This window comes from Chryseolinea lacunae (assembly GCF_016735595.1).
Lineage (GTDB): Bacteria > Bacteroidota > Bacteroidia > Cytophagales > Cyclobacteriaceae > Chryseolinea > Chryseolinea lacunae.
Window position 1 is genome coordinate 510,984 of the sequence record NZ_JAERRB010000004.1, and the last position, 16,281, is coordinate 527,264.

Here is a 16,281-nt window from a genome sequence, read left to right on the forward strand (position 1 = left end):
TATTTTTTACAGAGGAAACATGAAACGTCTGCTGAAGTACTGGAAGTGGGGTGTCGGGATTTTTCTTTTCCTCGTGGCCTACTATTTCATTCTTCCGCGAAAGCTGTTCACAGATCCCTATTCCACGGTGCTCGAAGACCGTGAGGGTGCATTGCTAAGCGCCTCCATCGCGGCCGATGGCCAGTGGCGATTTCCCGAAGCGACTGCTGTTCCTGAAAAATTTTCTACCGCGCTGCTCCACTATGAAGACAAGCGCTTCTATCATCATCCCGGTGTTGACGTGTTGTCGATGGCGCGTGCCATCCGTCAGAACATTCAGGCGGGTGCCGTGGTGAGTGGTGGCAGCACCGTTACCATGCAGGTGATTCGCCTGTCGCGCAAGGGGAAGTCGCGCACGGTTTTTCAAAAGATGCTGGAGATCGTGTTGGCTACACGTCTGGAATGGCGCCATTCCAAAGCTGAGATCCTGTCGCTCTATGCCTCGCATGCGCCTTTCGGCGGAAATGTGGTTGGGTTGGAAGCCGCGTGCTGGCGCTACTTTGGTCGTGGTCCCGAAGAGTTGTCGTGGGGAGAGGCGTCGTTGCTGGCCGTGCTGCCCAATGCCCCGTCGTTGATGCACCCTGGCAAAAATCGCGAACGTCTCAAAGCCAAACGCGACCAGTTGCTGGAAACATTGAAGATGCATGGCGTCATCGACGCGTTCACGTGCAACTTGTCAAAAGACGAACCCATTCCAGAGGCCCCCACGCCGTTGCCCCGTTTTGCCAAGCATTTGCTGGCGCGTGTAGCCCGCGAGGGAAACGCAGGCCACAAAGTGAAAACCACCATTCGCCTGCCGCTGCAACTTCGCGTGGAGCAGTTGGTGAACGAGCATCATCAACGCCTGCTCAACAATCTCATCTTCAACGGCGCCGCCATAGTGGCCGATGTACACACCGGCAATGTGCTGGCCTATGTGGGCAACACCGATGTGAAGGAAGCCGGCAACTACAGCGAAGCTGTGGACGTGGTCACGGCACACCGGAGCACGGGCAGCATCCTCAAACCATTTCTCTACGCCGCCATGCTCGACGAGGGAAAGATATTGCCCCACACCCTCGTAGCCGATGTGCCCACGTTCATCAACGGCTTCTCGCCCAAAAATTTCTCGCGCGGCTATGATGGCGCAGTGCCGGCTGATAAGGCCCTGATTCGATCGCTCAACATCCCCGCCGTTCAGCTGCTGCGTTCCTATCGGTACGAAAAATTTCACACGCTGCTCACCAACCTGGGCATGACCACGCTCACACAGGCACCCGATCATTATGGCCTGGCCCTCATCCTGGGTGGCGCCGAAGGCTCGTTGTGGGACATCGCCGGAATGTATGCGTCCATGTCGCGAACGCTCACCCAATATTTCACCCACCCGGGAGCCAGCAAATACGACCGCAACGACTTTCATCCCTTGCGATACATTGCGGAAGATTCCTCAGCAAAAGCAGCACCCATCCTGGAAGCAACGTCGTGGTTGAGCGCCGCGGCCATCTATCAGACATTCGATGTGTTGAAAGAAGTATATCGCCCCGGCGAAGAAACCGGCTGGCGGTATTTCAACAGTGCAAAGAAGATCGCCTGGAAAACGGGCACCAGCTTTGGCTACCGCGACGGCTGGGCGGTAGGCGTTACCCCCGACTATGTGGTTGGGGTTTGGGTGGGCAATGCAGACGGGGAGGGGCGCCCCGGCCTCACGGGCACCGAAGCCGCATCGCCCCTCATGTTCGACATCTTTGCCCAGCTGGACGGGCAGCGCTGGTTCCAACCCCCGTTGCAGGAAATGGAGCAGATCACCGTGTGCGCCGCCAGCGGCCAACGCAACACGGCCCGCTGCCCCGACATCGACACGGCGTGGGTGGTGCGGCAGGGTCTTCAAAGCCCCGCGTGCCTCTATCACAAAACGGTATACCTCTCGGCCGACAAAAGGTTCCGGGTGCACAACTCGTGCGAGCCAGCCGGCCGCATGGTGGCTGCTGATTGGTTTGTGCTGCCACCGGCCCAGGAACATTATTACAGGACGCACACCGTGTCCTACAAACCGTTGCCACCTTTTCGGAGAGATTGCCAGGCAACCTTTGGTGTGGCCGTGATGGATCTCATTTATCCCAAGGCGGGCTCCAAAATCTTTATTCCCCGCGAGCTGGACGGCACGCTGGGCAGCACCGTGTTTGAGCTGGCCCACCGCAGCAACACGGCCGTGGTCTACTGGCACCTTGACGGCGACTATGTGGGCACCACCCAGAAAACACACCGCATGGCCCTGCGCCTGGGCGAAGGCCACCACGTGCTCACCCTCGTAGACGAGAATGGCGAACTGGTGGAGCAGGGGTTTGATGTGCTTTCAAAAATGTAAATCACTGACAAGTAGGTCCTTACTTGCATATTGTTAATTCTTTCCTATATTTGAAGAACTTTTTGTGCCTTCACAATAAACCCAGTGTTATGAGGACCTATTACTTTTTTGCACTGGTAGGCGTTTTAGCCATTATTCTTTTTTTTCAGCCTACCGCATTAGCGCGCGTCGAACAAGCGCGCCTGGAGGAATCTCCGAATTACGTCGTGATCGGCGCATTTTCGGTGCATCGCAATGCTTTGAAGTTCACGGCGCACGCGCACGAAGAACTGAAAGTGAATGCGAAGTTTGAGATGAATCCCAACCGTAAGTTGTACTATGTCTATGTGCTGAGCACCGACGACCACGCCCTGGCTATACGCGAGGCGTTGCGTTTGAGACAAGAGTCGGAATACACCGACACGTGGGTCTACCACGGCTCGTTCAGCAAGGAAAATTCACCCCGCAGCCTCAGCGCGACGGGTGTGGACATCAATCCTGCCACGGAGCAGCATATGACCGAGGTGAAACACAGCGACGAGTCTTCAGCCGAAAAAACAAAAGCAGCTTCCTCGTCCGAAGTTCCAGCCGGGCAAAGCAGTTCGATGTTGCCGCCGGCCACCGAGTCGTCGGGAACGGCCACCACGGCTACGGCCTCGCCTGCCGCTCCGGCAAATGAGCCCGACAACGGTGTGGAAGGAAAACGCTTTTTATTCAAGCTCGTCCGCGGTGTTGACCAGGCTTCTGTGGAAGGCGATGTGGATGCTATCGACGTCGACCGCGCCCGCAAAATGGGATCCTACAAAGGCAACGTACCCGTGAAGGTGGCATCGCCCGCCAACAAATCGGGTGAGATGTCGCTGGTGTGCGAAGTGTTTGGCTATCGCAAAGTGCAGCACAGCGTCAACTATAACGCGCCCGAAGGCGAAGGCATTTCAACCGACGAAGCCGGCGCTGTGGTGGTGCCATTTGAACTGGTGCGCCTGCAGAAAGGCGATGTGGCGGTAATGTATAATGTCTACTTCTTTAAGGATGCAGCCGTTATGCGGCCCGAGTCACGCTATGAAGTGAACAGCCTGCTGGCCATGCTGAACGAAAATCCGAAGTATAAAATCAAACTTCATGGCCACACCAACGGTGGGGCTGCTGGTAAGATCGTTTCTATGGGCAAAGACAGTCAGAATTTCTTTTCGCTCACCGACACAAAAGAAGGAATCGGCACGGCAAAACAATTGTCGGAAGCGCGCGCAGAGATCATCCGGAATTATCTGTTGAGCAACGGCATCGATCCGAAACGCATGGAGATCAAAGCCTGGGGTGGCAAGCGTCCGCTACAGGATAAGAACGGCACACGTGCGCAGGAAAACGTGCGCGTGGAGGTGGAGATACTCGAGGACTAGTCCGGAATTTTTCCGGGTGGAAGCGAGGTCTCCAGGTTTTGGCTGATCTCGCGGATCACGCGGTCGAGTTGTTCGCCGCAGGTCTTCAGGTGTTTTAAGATGATTTCGTGTTCCGTGGGATCGGCTTGCTGAATGAGGCTGATCAATCCCAGCATGCTGGCCACGGGTGCCCGCAGTTTGTGGGCATTCATGAATGTGTATTCCGCTACTTTCTGATTTTGAACCAGCAATTGGCGCGAACGCTCGTCTATGCGGCCTTCCAGTGTGCGATTCAATTCCTGCAACGTTTCGTTTAGCTTCTGCACCGACGCGGCCTGCATCTCGATCGCGCTTTTTTGTTCGTGTATCTCTTCATTTTTCTCTTTCAGGTCTTTGTTCGCATGCAAAATTTTCCGGCGCTGGCGGAACAAAATCAATGCAAACACAATGGTGATGAGAAGCCCGGCCGACACGGCAGCGATTGTTTTTTTCTGGGCGCTGAGCTGGGCATCTTTCAATTCTTTTTCGATGCGCAGCTCTCGGTTTTCGCGTTCGCGAATTTCGGTTTCATAGATGGCCTGCACGCGCTCAATCTGTTCTGACTTCAGCAGCGAATAAACACTGTCTTTAAGGGCATTGTGTCGCGTGAGGTAGTGATAGGCCCCGGCATAGTTTCCACGGGCCGAATCGAGCCGCGAATATTCCATGTAGATGCTGATGCGCAGGTCGGGCACCTGTAGTTTTGAGGCCAGGGCCGAGGCGCGGTTCAGATAGGTCCGGGCATCCTCGATCTTGTGCAGCACGCGATAGGCGTAGGCCATGTCTTCGTAGGTCTGGATGAGCGAACGGGTCTCGCCCAACCTAATCCAGGCGTCTTCGGCAAGTTCAAACTCGCGGAAGGCCTTTGAAAAATCTTTGCGTTCCACACTGATGCGGGCAATGCTCCAGTGGTCGTAGGCAATCACGCGCTCGTCGCGATTCATTTGTGCCAGCGTGAGCGACTGGTTGATGTATTCTTCGGCCGTGCCGTACTGCTTCAGGTTGATGTAGAGTTCTCCGATGTTATACAACGTGAGGGCGCGGGTGGAGTCGTTTCGCTTAAGCTCCATGGAACGTTGCAGATATTCCAGCGCGCGCTCCTGTTCGCCCAGTCGTTTGTTCACTTCACCAATGTTGTTGTAAACGCCCGAAAGCCCCACGCTGTCTTGGATGCTCAGATACTGGCGTGCTGCCAGCAGATAGTAGTTCTGGGCAAATTCATAGATGCCTTCATACCAATACGAGTTGCCCATCACCGTGAGCGCCCGTGCATAGCCCCGGGTGAATTTGATGTTTGACGATACGTTGATCACATACGATGCAATGCGCCGCGACGCCGTGGGGTTTGTCTTCAGGTAGTGGGTGGCCAGGGAGTTGAGCTTGGTAACGTAGACGCTATCGCGAGGCACACCGGCAAACCGCTGCTGTATGCTGTCGGGCAGGGCAAACTGGGCTTGCCCAATGCCTGTGGAAGCAACGATAAAAAGTATGATGAAAGAAAATTTCAAATTCGATCGCGGTTCATGTCTGATACAGCAACATAGACCGGCAGTAACCTTGCGGCTAGCTGGTCATCGCTTTCAACACATCGTGTTGTGTTATGATGTGCACACGCTCCTGTGCATCGCGCACCAAAACTGCTTTGTTGTCTTTGTTCAAGAGCGACGACAACACGTCCAATGTGCTGTCGGGTGCCACGAACAGCATCGGCTTGTCCATGATGTCGCCCACCTGTTTGTTCTGAAGCTGGGGGTCTTGTATGATCTTTTCCAGGAGGCTGGAAGAACTTACACTGCCTACAAAGTTTTCGTTCTCGGTCACCGGAATCTGGTCGATGCCTTCGCGGTTCATCACTAGAATGGCTTCGCCTACCTTCGACGATTTGTTCACCGTGTAGAGGCTGTTCTTGCCGTTGCGGCTGCCAATGATTTCGCGGGCCGAACCAAAGGCACGGGTTTCCAGGAAACCATGGTCTTTCATCCACTGGTCGTTGTAGACCTTGGCCAGGTAGCGTGTGCCGTGATCGGGGAGAAGAATCACCATCACATCGTCTTTCGTCAGAAACTCGCGTGCATACTCCAAGGCGCCGTGAATGGCGGAGCCACTCGACCAGCCCACAAACAAACCTTCTTCGCGCGACAAGCGTCGGGCACCGATGGCGCCGTCTTTGTCGGTCACTTTAATGAAGTGATCAATCACGTCGAAGTTCACATTCTTGGGCAGGATGTCTTCGCCAAATCCTTCGGTGAGATAAGGATAGATTTCATTCTCGTCGAAGAGACCGGTCTCTTTGTATTTTTTGAAAACCGAACCATAGGTGTCTATGCCAACGGTGACCAGTTTTGGATTTTGTTCTTTCAGATATTTTGCTGTGCCGCACATGGAACCGCCCGTGCCCACCGTGGCCACATAGTGTGTGATCTTGCCTTCGGTCTGTTTCCAGATTTCGGGACCTGTGCTTTCGTAGTGCGCGGCAGTGTTTGAAAGGTTGTCGTATTGATTTGGATAGAACGAGTTGGGAATCTCCTTGTTCAACTTGCGGGCAATGGAATAGTACGAACGTGGATCGTCGGGGGCCACGTTGGTGGGGCACACAATCACTTCGGCACCTACCGATTTGAGGATGTTGATTTTTTCCTGCGACTGCTTGTCGGCCATAGTGAAAATGCAGCGATAGCCTTTTGCGGCGGCGGCCAGGGCCAGGCCCATGCCGGTGTTGCCCGAGGTTCCTTCAATGATGGTGCCGCCGGGTTTGAGGTGGCCAGCCTTCTCTGCGTCTTCCACCATCTTCAGCGCCATGCGGTCTTTCGTAGAGTTTCCGGGGTTGAAATACTCCACCTTGGCAAGGATGGTTCCAGCAATACCTTTCGTCATCTTATTCAACTTCACGATGGGGGTGTTGCCGATAGTCTCGATAATGGAATTATAGATCATGCGTTCTTTTTTGAAGATGTAAAATTACGAAAAAATAAGGGGGATATCAGGAAAAGGAGGACTTGGTCTATCCTTTGGCGCCGGCCAGTAAGTAGAGTACGGCCATGCGAACGGCCACGCCGTTTTCGACCTGGTCGAGGATAATGGAGTGGGGGGAGTCGGCCGCGTCGCTGGTGAGTTCTACACCGCGATTGATGGGGCCGGGGTGCATGATGATGATCTGCTTTTTGAGGCTGTCGAGCAGACGCCGGCTTATGCCGTAATAGAGCGAGTATTCGCGGAGGGAGGGGAAATATTTTATTTGTTGACGCTCCAGCTGGATGCGCAGCACGTTGGCCACATCGCACCATTGGAGGGCTTTCTTCACGTCGAGTTCCACTTCCACGCCCAGTTGGGCTATGAACTTGGGCAATAGTGTGGGAGGGCCGCATACCATCACTTTGGCGCCCAGCTTTTGCAGGGCGAAGATGTTGGAGAGGGCCACGCGCGAGTGGAGGATGTCGCCGATGATGGCGATTTTTTTGCCGGTGAGGTCGCCGAGTTTTTCGCGGATAGAGAACGCGTCGAGCAACGCCTGCGTGGGGTGTTCGTGGGTGCCGTCGCCGGCGTTCACGATGTTGGCCGAGATGTGTTTGGCCAGGTAGTGCGGGGCACCAGGGCTGGCATGGCGCATCACAATCATGTCGACCTTCATGGCCAAAATGTTGTTGACGGTGTCGAGCAGGGTCTCGCCTTTTTTTACGGAACTGTTGGACGCCGAAAAATTGATGACGTCGGCCGAAAGCCGTTTTTGGGCCAGCTCGAAAGACAGGCGGGTGCGTGTGGAGTTTTCGAAAAACACATTGGCGATGGTTACATCGCGCAACGATGGCACTTTTTTGATGGGGCGGTTGATGACCTCTTTGAAATTGTCGGCGGTTTCGAAAATAAGCTCAATGTCTTCGCGGGTGATGTCTTTGATACCAAGCAGGTGTTTTTGACTGAGTTTAGACATAGACCTTAATCCTTATTGATCAACCAGATTTTATTTTGTTTATGCCCCTGTGCTTCCAATTCCACCAGCACGCGTTGTGATGCCAGGGTGTTCACCACCTTGCCGATATAGTCGGCGGCAATGGGCAATTCGCGGTTGTATTTGCGATCGATGAGCACGAGCAGTTCCACCGTAGCAGGCCGGCCAAAGGCAATCATGGCGTCCATGGCGGCGCGAATGGAGCGGCCGGTAAACAGCACATCGTCTACCAGCACCACTTTTTTTCCTTCGATGATGAACGGCACCCGGGTTTCGTTGGCCTTGGCGGGAATTTCACGGCGCCGGAAATCGTCGCGGTGAAATGTGGCGTCAAGGTAGCCCAGGGAGATGGTGCTGCCAGTGTCTTTCTCTAAGCGTTCGTGAATGATTTCGGCCAGGAAAATACCGCGGGGCTGCATGCCGATGATGACCGTATCGGCGAAATCGTTATGATTTTCAATTAATTGCTGGCAAAGACGACGAATGGTGATGTCCAGGAGATCGGTGTCGAGGATGAGTTTTTTCTGCATAATTGCCGTGCAAATATAATAATAACGGCAGGATAACATCCCACACCCCGGCAATGTATTCACCCCCGGCCGACCGTTTTTTCAGGCGACACGGGGTAGTGCTTTTTCCGGATAAAAAATGTCAATGAAGGAGTTCCTTCAGGCGGGTGCGCAATCCTTCGCCGCGAAGGGAGCTTGCCAGAATGGTGCCGTCTTCGCCAATGAGGAAATTTTCAGGAATGCCATTCACGCCATAGATCAATGCCGCTTCGTTGTTCCGCCCCAGCAGGTCGCTCACGTGCATCCAGGGGAGGCTGTCTTTTTTTATGGCATCGAGCCAATATTTCCGTTTGTCGTCAAGCGACACCCCCAGAATTGCGAAGCCCTTGTCTTTAAACTCCTTGTAAGTTTTCACGAGGTTGGGATTTTCCTGGCGGCACGGTCCGCACCACGAAGCCCAGAATTCGAGCAGCACCACCTTCGCGTGAAGGTCCGAAAGCTTGTGTTTGTTGCCGGCAGAATCGGCCATCTCGAAGTCTGCAAACTTGCCACCCACGTTGATCTCCCGGGCGAGTCGCAGGTAGCGCTCAATCTCTTTTCCAAATTGACTTTGTTTCAGGGGTGCGGTAAAGCCGTTGAATAGTTCCGCTGTTGTTTCGCGACCGTAGGTCGAGCCCATCACGCTCAGCACATAAGCACTCACCAGCGACGCCGGATGGTCGCGCAGGAATTGGATCTCGGCTTGCTCACGTTCGTGCCGGGTCTTCCGCATTTTTGCACCGATGCCGGTGGTGTCGTGTTGCGGCGTGCGCAGGAGTGTCATCAAACTATCTCCACGTTCGTCGAACACCGACAAATGTTTTTGCAGGGATTCGCTGTCGGTTTCCAGCACCGAGCCGGTGACGTGCGCCTGACGGAATTTTGTTTTCTCTCCCTCCACCACCAGGTCGTTGTGCTCCACCCAGAGAAAGCGGTAGGCGCTGTAGTCTTTTGTGTGCAATAGCATTTGCACCGCGGGCACGCTGTCGGGCAAGGCAATGGTCATTAGAAACTTCCCGCCCACAATGCGGGCAGAGTCTTTGGCGGTATCGCCCTGTCGCAGAAATATCCAGGTGCTGTCGGCAAAGCCCGTCACGTTTCCCGTGAGGGTAATGGAACCGTTGGTGCTGGATGATTCTTTTTTGCAGGAAAAGACCACCAGAAGAAGGAGGCCTAAGGGAAATAATTTTAGCATCGGGTAGAAAGGTTTGGTTAGCGTTTACAGACAGGATGCGGCACGGCGTGCAATAGTTTCAACGTACCGAACATTCGCAAAAGTACAGCGCTGCCGGGTTTTTCGGGAGAACACCCTGCCCGGTTTCCTGCCGATGTGGTCCATGCTCACGCTATTCTTAAAAAAGAAAAGCACTTTTGATCAGCCTATGCCAACACTGCGCAATGGCAAATTCTATGGATACCTTTCGCATCTTAGGCAACGCATGTTTTGATCATGTGGCCGATCAGCAACTGCTGCCCCACCTGGACAAGCGCACCTATGACAGCAGTCTGCTGTCGTTTGCCGTGAACCACTCGCTTCCCTTGCGCAACTATCTTGTGCTCACACACTGCCCCGAGAAAATGCGCACGCCGGTTGGCACGCTGGAGCTTCTTGTGAACCGCTACTACTGGCTGAAGAAATTTACGTTTCACTACGATGGCCATCCCGAAAAATACAAACAGTTCGAAATTCATACGGTGGCCATCGTCGACACCATCGCCAAAGACTATTCCGATTTTGACTGGGATGTGATCCAGCACATTCAACTTCAGATCCGTAAGGGCAGTAACGCCCTGGAATGCAACCTGCACTCCGGGGCCGGCCAAACGTTTAAGAAAAAATCGTGATGGTTCTTGTTGTCGAGGTCGACCGCCTTATTGATACACGATCTTGTTGATGTAGAACACCCGCCGCTTCCCCTTCGGTCCCACAATTTCCTGGACACCGTAGGCATAAAAAAAGCTGTCATACCAGTATTCAAGTTTGTTGATGTCGCTTTGTTCGCGTTTCACAAACTCCGTTTCCGATTTTGTTTTTATGGGCTCGAACGTTTTGCCTTCCAGCACCTGGTTGTTTTGAATGATCTTGCTGCGCAGCTCGTTTTCGAAAAGATAGAGCAGCACGATTTTGTCTTTCTGCACTTCCAGCTTCACATATTGTTCCAGTGTGTAGGTGCGCACGTCGTTGATCTCAAAACTGTTGTCCCACAAAAGTTTCCCATTGTGGTCGAAGCCCATCACCACCGCGTGTGTGTATTGATAGCCGTCGAAGATGCGGCCGTCGCGCACCATAGAGTTTTGATACATGGTGCGGCCGCCGAAGAAGCTGCCGTAGCCGTTGGTGCCCACCGAGGTGTAGTGCGGATAGAACGCTTCGCCCAAGAGTACATACTGATTGTTGTAGGGCACGATTTCGTGCACAAGGAAACGGTAGTTGAATCGTATTCTTTTGCCTTTGATCTTGCGCCGCTTGATGCGCTCCTTCACACGGATCTCTCGTTTGGCTTTCATGTACTTGAAAAAATTCTCCAGGTCGCCATAGCCATAATAACGTACCTGCTCCATACCCGCCTGGTCGATGCTGGCCAGAAACAGGCCGCGCGAATATTCCGAGTTGCGCGCGCCATACACGCCGCCCAGCAGCTGCATGTTGTTTTCGGTTTTCATGGAGCGAGCAAAGATGAGGTGCTTTCCGTTTTCGGGTTGCAGGGCAAAGTTGTTTTGCAGGTTTCCATCGGCATCGTAGTTTTTGAGCCACACGGTTTTTTGTCCCTGATAGTTGCGGGCGCAAATCACGACGTCAAACGTGCCATCGGGATAGAGTTTGATTTGCGTGAGCTCGCCGGTTTCGTTGGCCAGGCCGGGAAGTATTTTTGATTTGTGTGTGGCAAACGAATAGAACATCACCACGGGCACGTGGTTGTAGTAGCCACCAATAAGCACACCATTGTCGGTCACCTGAAATTCAGACGGCGCATAGGGGATGAAGTTGCGCACGGAATGTGTAATGAATTTTCCCGTGACATGATCGAGCACCACCACTTCGAAGTCGTTGCGGGAGAAGTCGCGATAGCGGAACAGCAGATAAAGATTTTTGTGATCGGCTTTCTTTCCCATCAACAAAAAATGGCGGTCGATGGGCAGGTAGCCTTTCCAGTCCTCGTGAAACACGGTGTCGAGCTTGGTCAGCTCCAGCACGTCGTCGGCTTCGGTGGTCACCAGCCGTCGGCTCAGATACACGCCCTGGTCTTGGGCGGGAATGATGTCAAAATAAACTTCGTCGCGGGCTACCGGCAATTCAAAGCGATTGGTCTGCTGCAACTGCTGGGCGAACCCGGGCTGCAGACCGACAAGCATCAGCGCTATGACAAACTTAGCGCACCTCTGCTTTGATGATGTAAAATACATCGCGCACCCGGTCAGCTTTCGATACATTACGCACTGTTTGATATCCCCATACGTAAAAACTATTTCCCATCCAGTGCCGCACGCCGCCCTCGGTTTCTTTCTCCGAGCGGATCTCGTCTACCGGATCGTTGACCAGCATCTTCGTTGTGCTTTCCGACGCCGTGTCGGCCGACAGCACGATCGATTTCAGCTTGAGTTCAGATTCTTTCTTGTACAGAAAAAACACCTTGTCGTTCTTCTCATAGAAGTCAGACACTTGCTCGATGCCCGACATTTTCACGTCGGCCAGTTTTGCGCTCTGATCCCACTGCACCTTGCCCGTGGCATCGAACGACACCAACACACTCGCTACCGTTTTGATCTCGTCCACATTTTTCACATTGCTACCATAGGAATACGGACGATACATGCGGCCCATGCCGGGATAATAATAGCCGGGGTAGTAGCCGCTCATGCCATAGGGACTGTAGTAGGGATTATAGTAATATGGATTTGAATAATACGGGTTCATGTTCGACACGGGGTTGTATACTTCCGCCAGCAACAAAAATCCATGTTCATATTCTTTCACCTTATAGGGCATCACATAACTGGTGAAGTTTGGAATGCGTCCTTCGGCGGCATCCTGCTTCGAGTTTTCTTTTATGCGTGCAGCACGCTTGGGGCTGAGGTAGTCAAGGTAATGATTGAGTTGCCCCACATCCACATACTGGATCTTCTGTTCGTTGAAAGGATCGACGGTCATAAAATAAAAACCCACCGACTGCTTCGAGTTGCGTTCGCCCCAGGTGCCGATGATGCTGAGGTCTTCGCGCACCAGCGAACTGGTGATGCCGTTCTGCAGTGACTTCTTTTCATCGATGGGCACCACGTCTTCCAGCAATTGTTTTCCGGTTTCGTCGAACGTGCGGAACACCAGCTTCCGGTTGTCTTTCGATCCGCGGTCGATCAGCACCGTGTTGAACGTCTGGTTCAGGTTGGTGCGCAGGTCTACCAGCTCGGTGTCTTTCTGGAAGAAGCCGGGGATGACGCGGATGTGATTGTTTGGCAATTCAAATAACACCACAGCAGGCTCGTTGTTCACATAGCCGCCAAAAATAAAGTTGCTGCCCGCTTTGGTGAAATGTGTGAGCTTAAAGTCCAGGTCGGGTTTGAAATGATGTTTCACATTCTCACTGGTTTTCAAATCCACTTCCACCACTTCAAAATCGTTCTTGTTGGTTTCGCCCGTGCGGAACAGGAGGTAGACGCGGCCGGGAGTCACCTCATAGCCAATCATCTTGTTCCGGTTGTTTACTTCCAGCTCGATTGTCTTTTTTTCCTGCAAGGCCGTGTCCAGCATCACCAGCTCCCAGATCTTGTTGCTGTTCTGATATTTGTCGCGTTCGCGAAAAAGCACCAGCCCGTCGTCGATCAACGGAATAACATTGTAATAATCGTCCGACATTTTTTGCTGTCGCTCATAGCGGTGGGTTTGCACCAGTTGAGCGTTTGCGCACGGCGCGGCAAACAGGCTTGCCACAACAATTAATGCGCTGAAAAGCAATCGCGGAAATAGCGGGCGGGGGGCGTGCATCGGGGAAGCGGTTTTTATTCCTTTATTTTCTTTTCACTAAGGGCAATAATCATGTCAAACTCTTCTACTCTCACCGGCTGAACCGACAGGCGCGAGGATTTTACCAGCACCATTTCCGACAGACGTTTGTCGGCTTTCACTTCGCCCAGTGTGATGGGGCGCTTCAACTTTTTTTCGGGGGCGATTTCCACGGCCACCCATTCGTTGTCTTTCGGATCGGGGTAGTGCTCTTTTGTGATTTTGGCGATGCCTACCACCGCTTTGTCTTCCATGCTGTGATAGATAAATGCCAGGTCTCCTTTTTTCATTGCCTTCAGGTTGTTGCGTGCCTGAAAGTTTCGAACACCATCCCATCCTGTTTTCTTGTCGCGCACAAGGTCATCCCACGAAAACGTGCTGGGTTCGGTTTTCATCAGCCAATAGTTCATACGTCATTTGTTGGTTAAGCCACACAAAATAGCAAATAGTCTTTGCATTTTCCTGTTGCAATGGAGAAATGAAAATGCGAAACGATCACACTATCCGTTTCCTTTCGGCCACAGAGGTGTAAGATACGCCATGAAATGGAACGATGACTGACAACATGGAATTGCATGGAAAATTTCGACCACCAGAACGTCACGTGGTTCCAGGGAAGGTTATGCCTGACGATAAACAGGTTACACTTCCAGGAAGAGGTGACGTTGCCACTAACTGCAGGCATCGGCCCGTTGCGAAAGTATGGTGTGGAGATAATTTTGTTGCATCAGAAAACGCCGGTGTCATGCGCCGGTGACGAAGCGTGACCTGGAAATTTTTTCACGCAGACTGCGGTAGCGTTGAATCGGGTTGGGCAGTGGCTGGTGGGGAAATGAAAAGGCTTTTGCGACACCTCGCAAAAGCCCTTCATGGAGTGCTACGTTTGGCCTACGCTTTTTTCCACGGCCCTTCAATGGCGAGGGTCAGGCCCGTGTGCTGAATGTTCACAAACAGCGTGGAGCCATCGGGCGAAAACACAACGCCGGTCAGTTCAGAATCCGAGCCGATGTTTTCGCCGAGCTTGTAATATTCGCCTTTAGGCGTGATGCCCACCAGAAACGGATGGTGATCGTCTTCGCACAACACAACGTCGCCCCACGGCGACACGGTGAGGTTGTCGCAATATTTCAGAATGTTTTTGTCGTTGGGTTCGGCAAACAACTCGAGTTTGCCCGGACCTTCTTTTTCGCGTGCCGTGCCTTCGTGCGCCCCGGGCACATAACGGAACACCTGGCCGGTGCGGTTGGTGCCGCCGTTGGTGCAGGCAAAATAAATTTCGTTGTGTGCATACCACATGCCTTCGCCACGTGCAAAACGGGCCGCACCATTTTTGAATCCACGATGGCGCAGGTCGTTGTCGGGCGCTTCAATGTTGTCGAGGTCAATCCACCGCACGGCAGCGGGCTTGCGCTCGTCAAGTTTTGGCGACTCGGGCCAGTTGCGTGTGTCGAACGAAGCCTGCTCCACAAAGGCCAGCGCTTGCAGCTTGCCACCCTTCAGGAATTTTCCAGGCGTGTTGGGGATGAAACGATAGATCAATCCTTCCACATCGTCTTCGGTCAGATACACAATGCCGGTCCGGGGATCGACCGCCACGGCCTCGTGGTTGAAACGACCCATGCCTTTGATGGGCAGTGGGGCGGCCAGCCCGCCGGTTTCCAATGCCGGCACTTCGAACGTGAAGCCGTGATCTTTCTCGCGTTTTTCGTTGGCGCGCTCCACGGTTTCTTCGCAGGTGATCCACGAATTCCAGGGCGTGGGTCCACCGGCACAATTGCGAATGGTTCCGGCAAGACTCAGGTATTCATGTTCCACTTTTTTGGTCACGTGGTTATACACCAGTGTGGTGGTGCCACCGTTGCCTGGAAGCGTGCCGCGGCCATAGTCATAGAACTTGGCTTTGTCGACCTTGCCAAGCAGTTCGTTTTTTTTTCCGAACGCACTGTTGTCCAGATCTTCGGGCGTGTTCTCGTGGTTGCGCACAATGATGGTGCGATTGTTTTTTCCCTTGAAAGTGGCCATGCCGTCGGCCTTGCCGGGCACCAGCAAACCGTCGCTCATCACCTTGCCCTGACGCGAAATGATTTGGTATGTGAATCCTTTTGGCAAATTGAAGATGCCGTTCGGATCGCGAAGCAGCGGGCCATAGCCGGTTTGGGGTGGCGTGTTGGTGCCGGCAATTGAAAAATGTTGCAGTCCTAAAAAGCCAATACTCATCATGGCAGAGGAGCGCATAAATTCACGACGGGTCGATTTCATGGGAAGAAGTTAAGAAGTTGAGTGGCAAATTTTCAGATTCAAATAAATGATAGAATGCGGCCAAACCCAACCGCGTTGAATTAACGATTTGTTAAACTACACCAGCGGCACTATTTCCATCGCCAGTCCAATTCTACGTTGTGCGCAATGCCATGGGTGGCTACAAGGGATGTCAGGTCGCTCCGGAATTTGTCGATGTCCGGATTACGTTTCGGGACAATAAGCGAGGGGCCGGTCACCATCTTTATGAAATAGTAGTCGGCTATTTCGTTCACGGCTTCAATACCCGAGATGTTGAATTTTCCTTCACCCGTTTTGTCTTTGGTGACAAGCTGCTCATCGCCGATCTCCACGGTAGCTTCCTCGCCAAAGCGGTTCTTGTAGACTTCTCTTATATATTTCTCGTAGTGGCGCTTATATCGCCAGCGCGAATAGAAGGGATACAATGTGAGGCTGAGCAGCGTTGCCACAACGAAATAGTAAAATAGGAACAAGTCGTCACGATCGGCAAACAAAAACGCCATGGCGGCGAACGTTATCGTGGTGAAGAGCCACCGCCTCAGGCGGCCTTTCCGGACGCTCGGCGACTTTGATGCGGTGTATAGTTGATAGGTCAGGTAGTCGTGTTCGGTTAAGGTCATGACAGAAAAAATGGAACATTCGGTGCGAGAAGATCGCAAAAAAATAGCACAACCAAAAAGGCTACCGTTTCCAGTAGCCTCTCCGATGTTTTGTGTGAGAAAATT

14 protein-coding genes are annotated in these 16,281 nt (G+C 52.9%); 4 read left to right on the forward strand and 10 right to left on the reverse strand.

Annotated elements, in window-relative coordinates:
- Nucleotides 1–19: 19 nt before the first annotated feature.
- Together pbpC and JI741_RS14945 are read left to right on the forward strand one after the other, a co-directional pair.
- Nucleotides 20–2,386 carry a penicillin-binding protein 1C gene (gene pbpC / locus JI741_RS14940; RefSeq protein WP_202010847.1) on the forward strand — a complete coding sequence of 789 codons (2,367 nt, stop codon included), beginning with the start codon at nt 20–22 and terminating at the stop codon, nt 2,384–2,386.
- Between the two features lie 89 nt (nt 2,387–2,475).
- Nucleotides 2,476–3,765, forward strand: coding sequence for an OmpA family protein (locus tag JI741_RS14945; protein WP_202010849.1), 1,290 nt, complete (start codon nt 2,476–2,478; stop codon nt 3,763–3,765).
- Here JI741_RS14945 and JI741_RS14950 read toward each other — a convergent pair.
- The 5 genes from JI741_RS14950 to JI741_RS14970 all read right to left on the reverse strand — a co-directional run bounded on the left by JI741_RS14950 (nt 3,762) and on the right by JI741_RS14970 (nt 9,472).
- Complete coding sequence (locus tag JI741_RS14950; RefSeq protein ID WP_202010851.1) at nt 3,762–5,291, reverse strand: tetratricopeptide repeat protein; 1,530 nt, start codon at nt 5,289–5,291, stop codon at nt 3,762–3,764. The two genes, JI741_RS14945 and JI741_RS14950, sit on opposite strands and share 4 nt — an antisense overlap.
- A 55-nt stretch (nt 5,292–5,346) precedes the next feature.
- Complete coding sequence (locus JI741_RS14955; protein WP_202010853.1) at nt 5,347–6,717, reverse strand: pyridoxal-phosphate dependent enzyme; 1,371 nt, start codon at nt 6,715–6,717, stop codon at nt 5,347–5,349.
- A 67-nt stretch (nt 6,718–6,784) separates the two neighbouring features.
- Nucleotides 6,785–7,711: an aspartate carbamoyltransferase catalytic subunit gene (locus JI741_RS14960; RefSeq protein ID WP_202010855.1), complete on the reverse strand. Its 927-nt coding sequence runs from the start codon at nt 7,709–7,711 to the stop codon at nt 6,785–6,787.
- 5 nt (nt 7,712–7,716) lie between these two features.
- Nucleotides 7,717–8,259 (reverse strand): bifunctional pyr operon transcriptional regulator/uracil phosphoribosyltransferase PyrR, encoded by a 543-nt coding sequence (gene pyrR, locus JI741_RS14965; protein ID WP_202010857.1) that lies wholly within the window; start codon nt 8,257–8,259, stop codon nt 7,717–7,719.
- A gap of 121 nt (nt 8,260–8,380) precedes the next feature.
- A complete protein-coding gene (locus tag JI741_RS14970; RefSeq protein ID WP_202010859.1) occupies nt 8,381–9,472 on the reverse strand; it encodes a TlpA disulfide reductase family protein in 1,092 nt (363 codons plus the stop codon).
- Nucleotides 9,473–9,687: 215 nt separating this feature from the next.
- On the opposite strand from JI741_RS14970, the gene JI741_RS14975 reads away from it, so the two are divergent.
- Entirely contained in the window at nt 9,688–10,122 is a 435-nt protein-coding gene (locus tag JI741_RS14975; protein WP_202010861.1) for a hypothetical protein, read from the forward strand.
- Nucleotides 10,123–10,149: 27 nt separating this feature from the next.
- Here JI741_RS14975 and JI741_RS14980 read toward each other — a convergent pair whose 3' ends face one another.
- Genes JI741_RS14980 through JI741_RS14990 form a run of 3 tightly spaced genes read right to left on the reverse strand, consistent with a single transcriptional unit; the run spans nt 10,150 to nt 13,686 of the window.
- Entirely contained in the window at nt 10,150–11,631 is a 1,482-nt protein-coding gene (locus JI741_RS14980) for a hypothetical protein (protein WP_202010863.1), read from the reverse strand.
- Nucleotides 11,632–11,647: 16 nt separating this feature from the next.
- Entirely contained in the window at nt 11,648–13,258 is a 1,611-nt protein-coding gene (locus JI741_RS14985; protein WP_202010865.1) for a hypothetical protein, read from the reverse strand.
- Nucleotides 13,259–13,272: 14 nt separating this feature from the next.
- Nucleotides 13,273–13,686 (reverse strand): EVE domain-containing protein, encoded by a 414-nt coding sequence (locus JI741_RS14990; RefSeq protein WP_202010867.1) that lies wholly within the window; start codon nt 13,684–13,686, stop codon nt 13,273–13,275.
- Between the two features lie 165 nt (nt 13,687–13,851).
- On the opposite strand from JI741_RS14990, the gene JI741_RS32530 reads away from it, so the two are divergent.
- Nucleotides 13,852–14,043: a hypothetical protein gene (locus JI741_RS32530; RefSeq protein ID WP_236676072.1), complete on the forward strand. Its 192-nt coding sequence runs from the start codon at nt 13,852–13,854 to the stop codon at nt 14,041–14,043.
- A gap of 121 nt (nt 14,044–14,164) precedes the next feature.
- On the opposite strand, the gene JI741_RS14995 is transcribed toward JI741_RS32530, so the two are convergent.
- Together JI741_RS14995 and JI741_RS15000 are read right to left on the reverse strand one after the other, a co-directional pair.
- Complete coding sequence (locus JI741_RS14995; protein WP_202010868.1) at nt 14,165–15,535, reverse strand: alkaline phosphatase PhoX; 1,371 nt, start codon at nt 15,533–15,535, stop codon at nt 14,165–14,167.
- Nucleotides 15,536–15,645: 110 nt separating this feature from the next.
- Nucleotides 15,646–16,176 (reverse strand): YcxB family protein, encoded by a 531-nt coding sequence (locus JI741_RS15000; RefSeq protein ID WP_202010870.1) that lies wholly within the window; start codon nt 16,174–16,176, stop codon nt 15,646–15,648.
- Nucleotides 16,177–16,281: the final 105 nt, after the last annotated feature.

Excerpts from the sequence above, each read along its gene's own strand:
- pbpC (WP_202010847.1), top strand. The coding sequence starts at position 20 with ATGAAACGTCTGCTGAAGTACTGGAAGTGGGGTGTCGGGATTTTTCTT.
- JI741_RS14945 (WP_202010849.1), top strand. The coding sequence starts at position 2,476 with ATGAGGACCTATTACTTTTTTGCACTGGTAGGCGTTTTAGCCATTATT.
- JI741_RS14955 (WP_202010853.1), bottom strand. The coding sequence starts at position 6,717 with ATGATCTATAATTCCATTATCGAGACTATCGGCAACACCCCCATCGTG.
- JI741_RS14960 (WP_202010855.1), bottom strand. The coding sequence starts at position 7,711 with ATGTCTAAACTCAGTCAAAAACACCTGCTTGGTATCAAAGACATCACC.
- pyrR (WP_202010857.1), bottom strand. The coding sequence starts at position 8,259 with ATGCAGAAAAAACTCATCCTCGACACCGATCTCCTGGACATCACCATT.
- JI741_RS14970 (WP_202010859.1), bottom strand. The coding sequence starts at position 9,472 with ATGCTAAAATTATTTCCCTTAGGCCTCCTTCTTCTGGTGGTCTTTTCC.
- JI741_RS14975 (WP_202010861.1), top strand. The coding sequence starts at position 9,688 with ATGGATACCTTTCGCATCTTAGGCAACGCATGTTTTGATCATGTGGCC.
- JI741_RS14980 (WP_202010863.1), bottom strand. The coding sequence starts at position 11,631 with ATGCTTGTCGGTCTGCAGCCCGGGTTCGCCCAGCAGTTGCAGCAGACC.
- JI741_RS14985 (WP_202010865.1), bottom strand. The coding sequence starts at position 13,258 with ATGCACGCCCCCCGCCCGCTATTTCCGCGATTGCTTTTCAGCGCATTA.
- JI741_RS14990 (WP_202010867.1), bottom strand. The coding sequence starts at position 13,686 with ATGAACTATTGGCTGATGAAAACCGAACCCAGCACGTTTTCGTGGGAT.
- JI741_RS32530 (WP_236676072.1), top strand. The coding sequence starts at position 13,852 with ATGGAAAATTTCGACCACCAGAACGTCACGTGGTTCCAGGGAAGGTTA.
- JI741_RS14995 (WP_202010868.1), bottom strand. The coding sequence starts at position 15,535 with ATGAAATCGACCCGTCGTGAATTTATGCGCTCCTCTGCCATGATGAGT.
- JI741_RS15000 (WP_202010870.1), bottom strand. The coding sequence starts at position 16,176 with ATGACCTTAACCGAACACGACTACCTGACCTATCAACTATACACCGCA.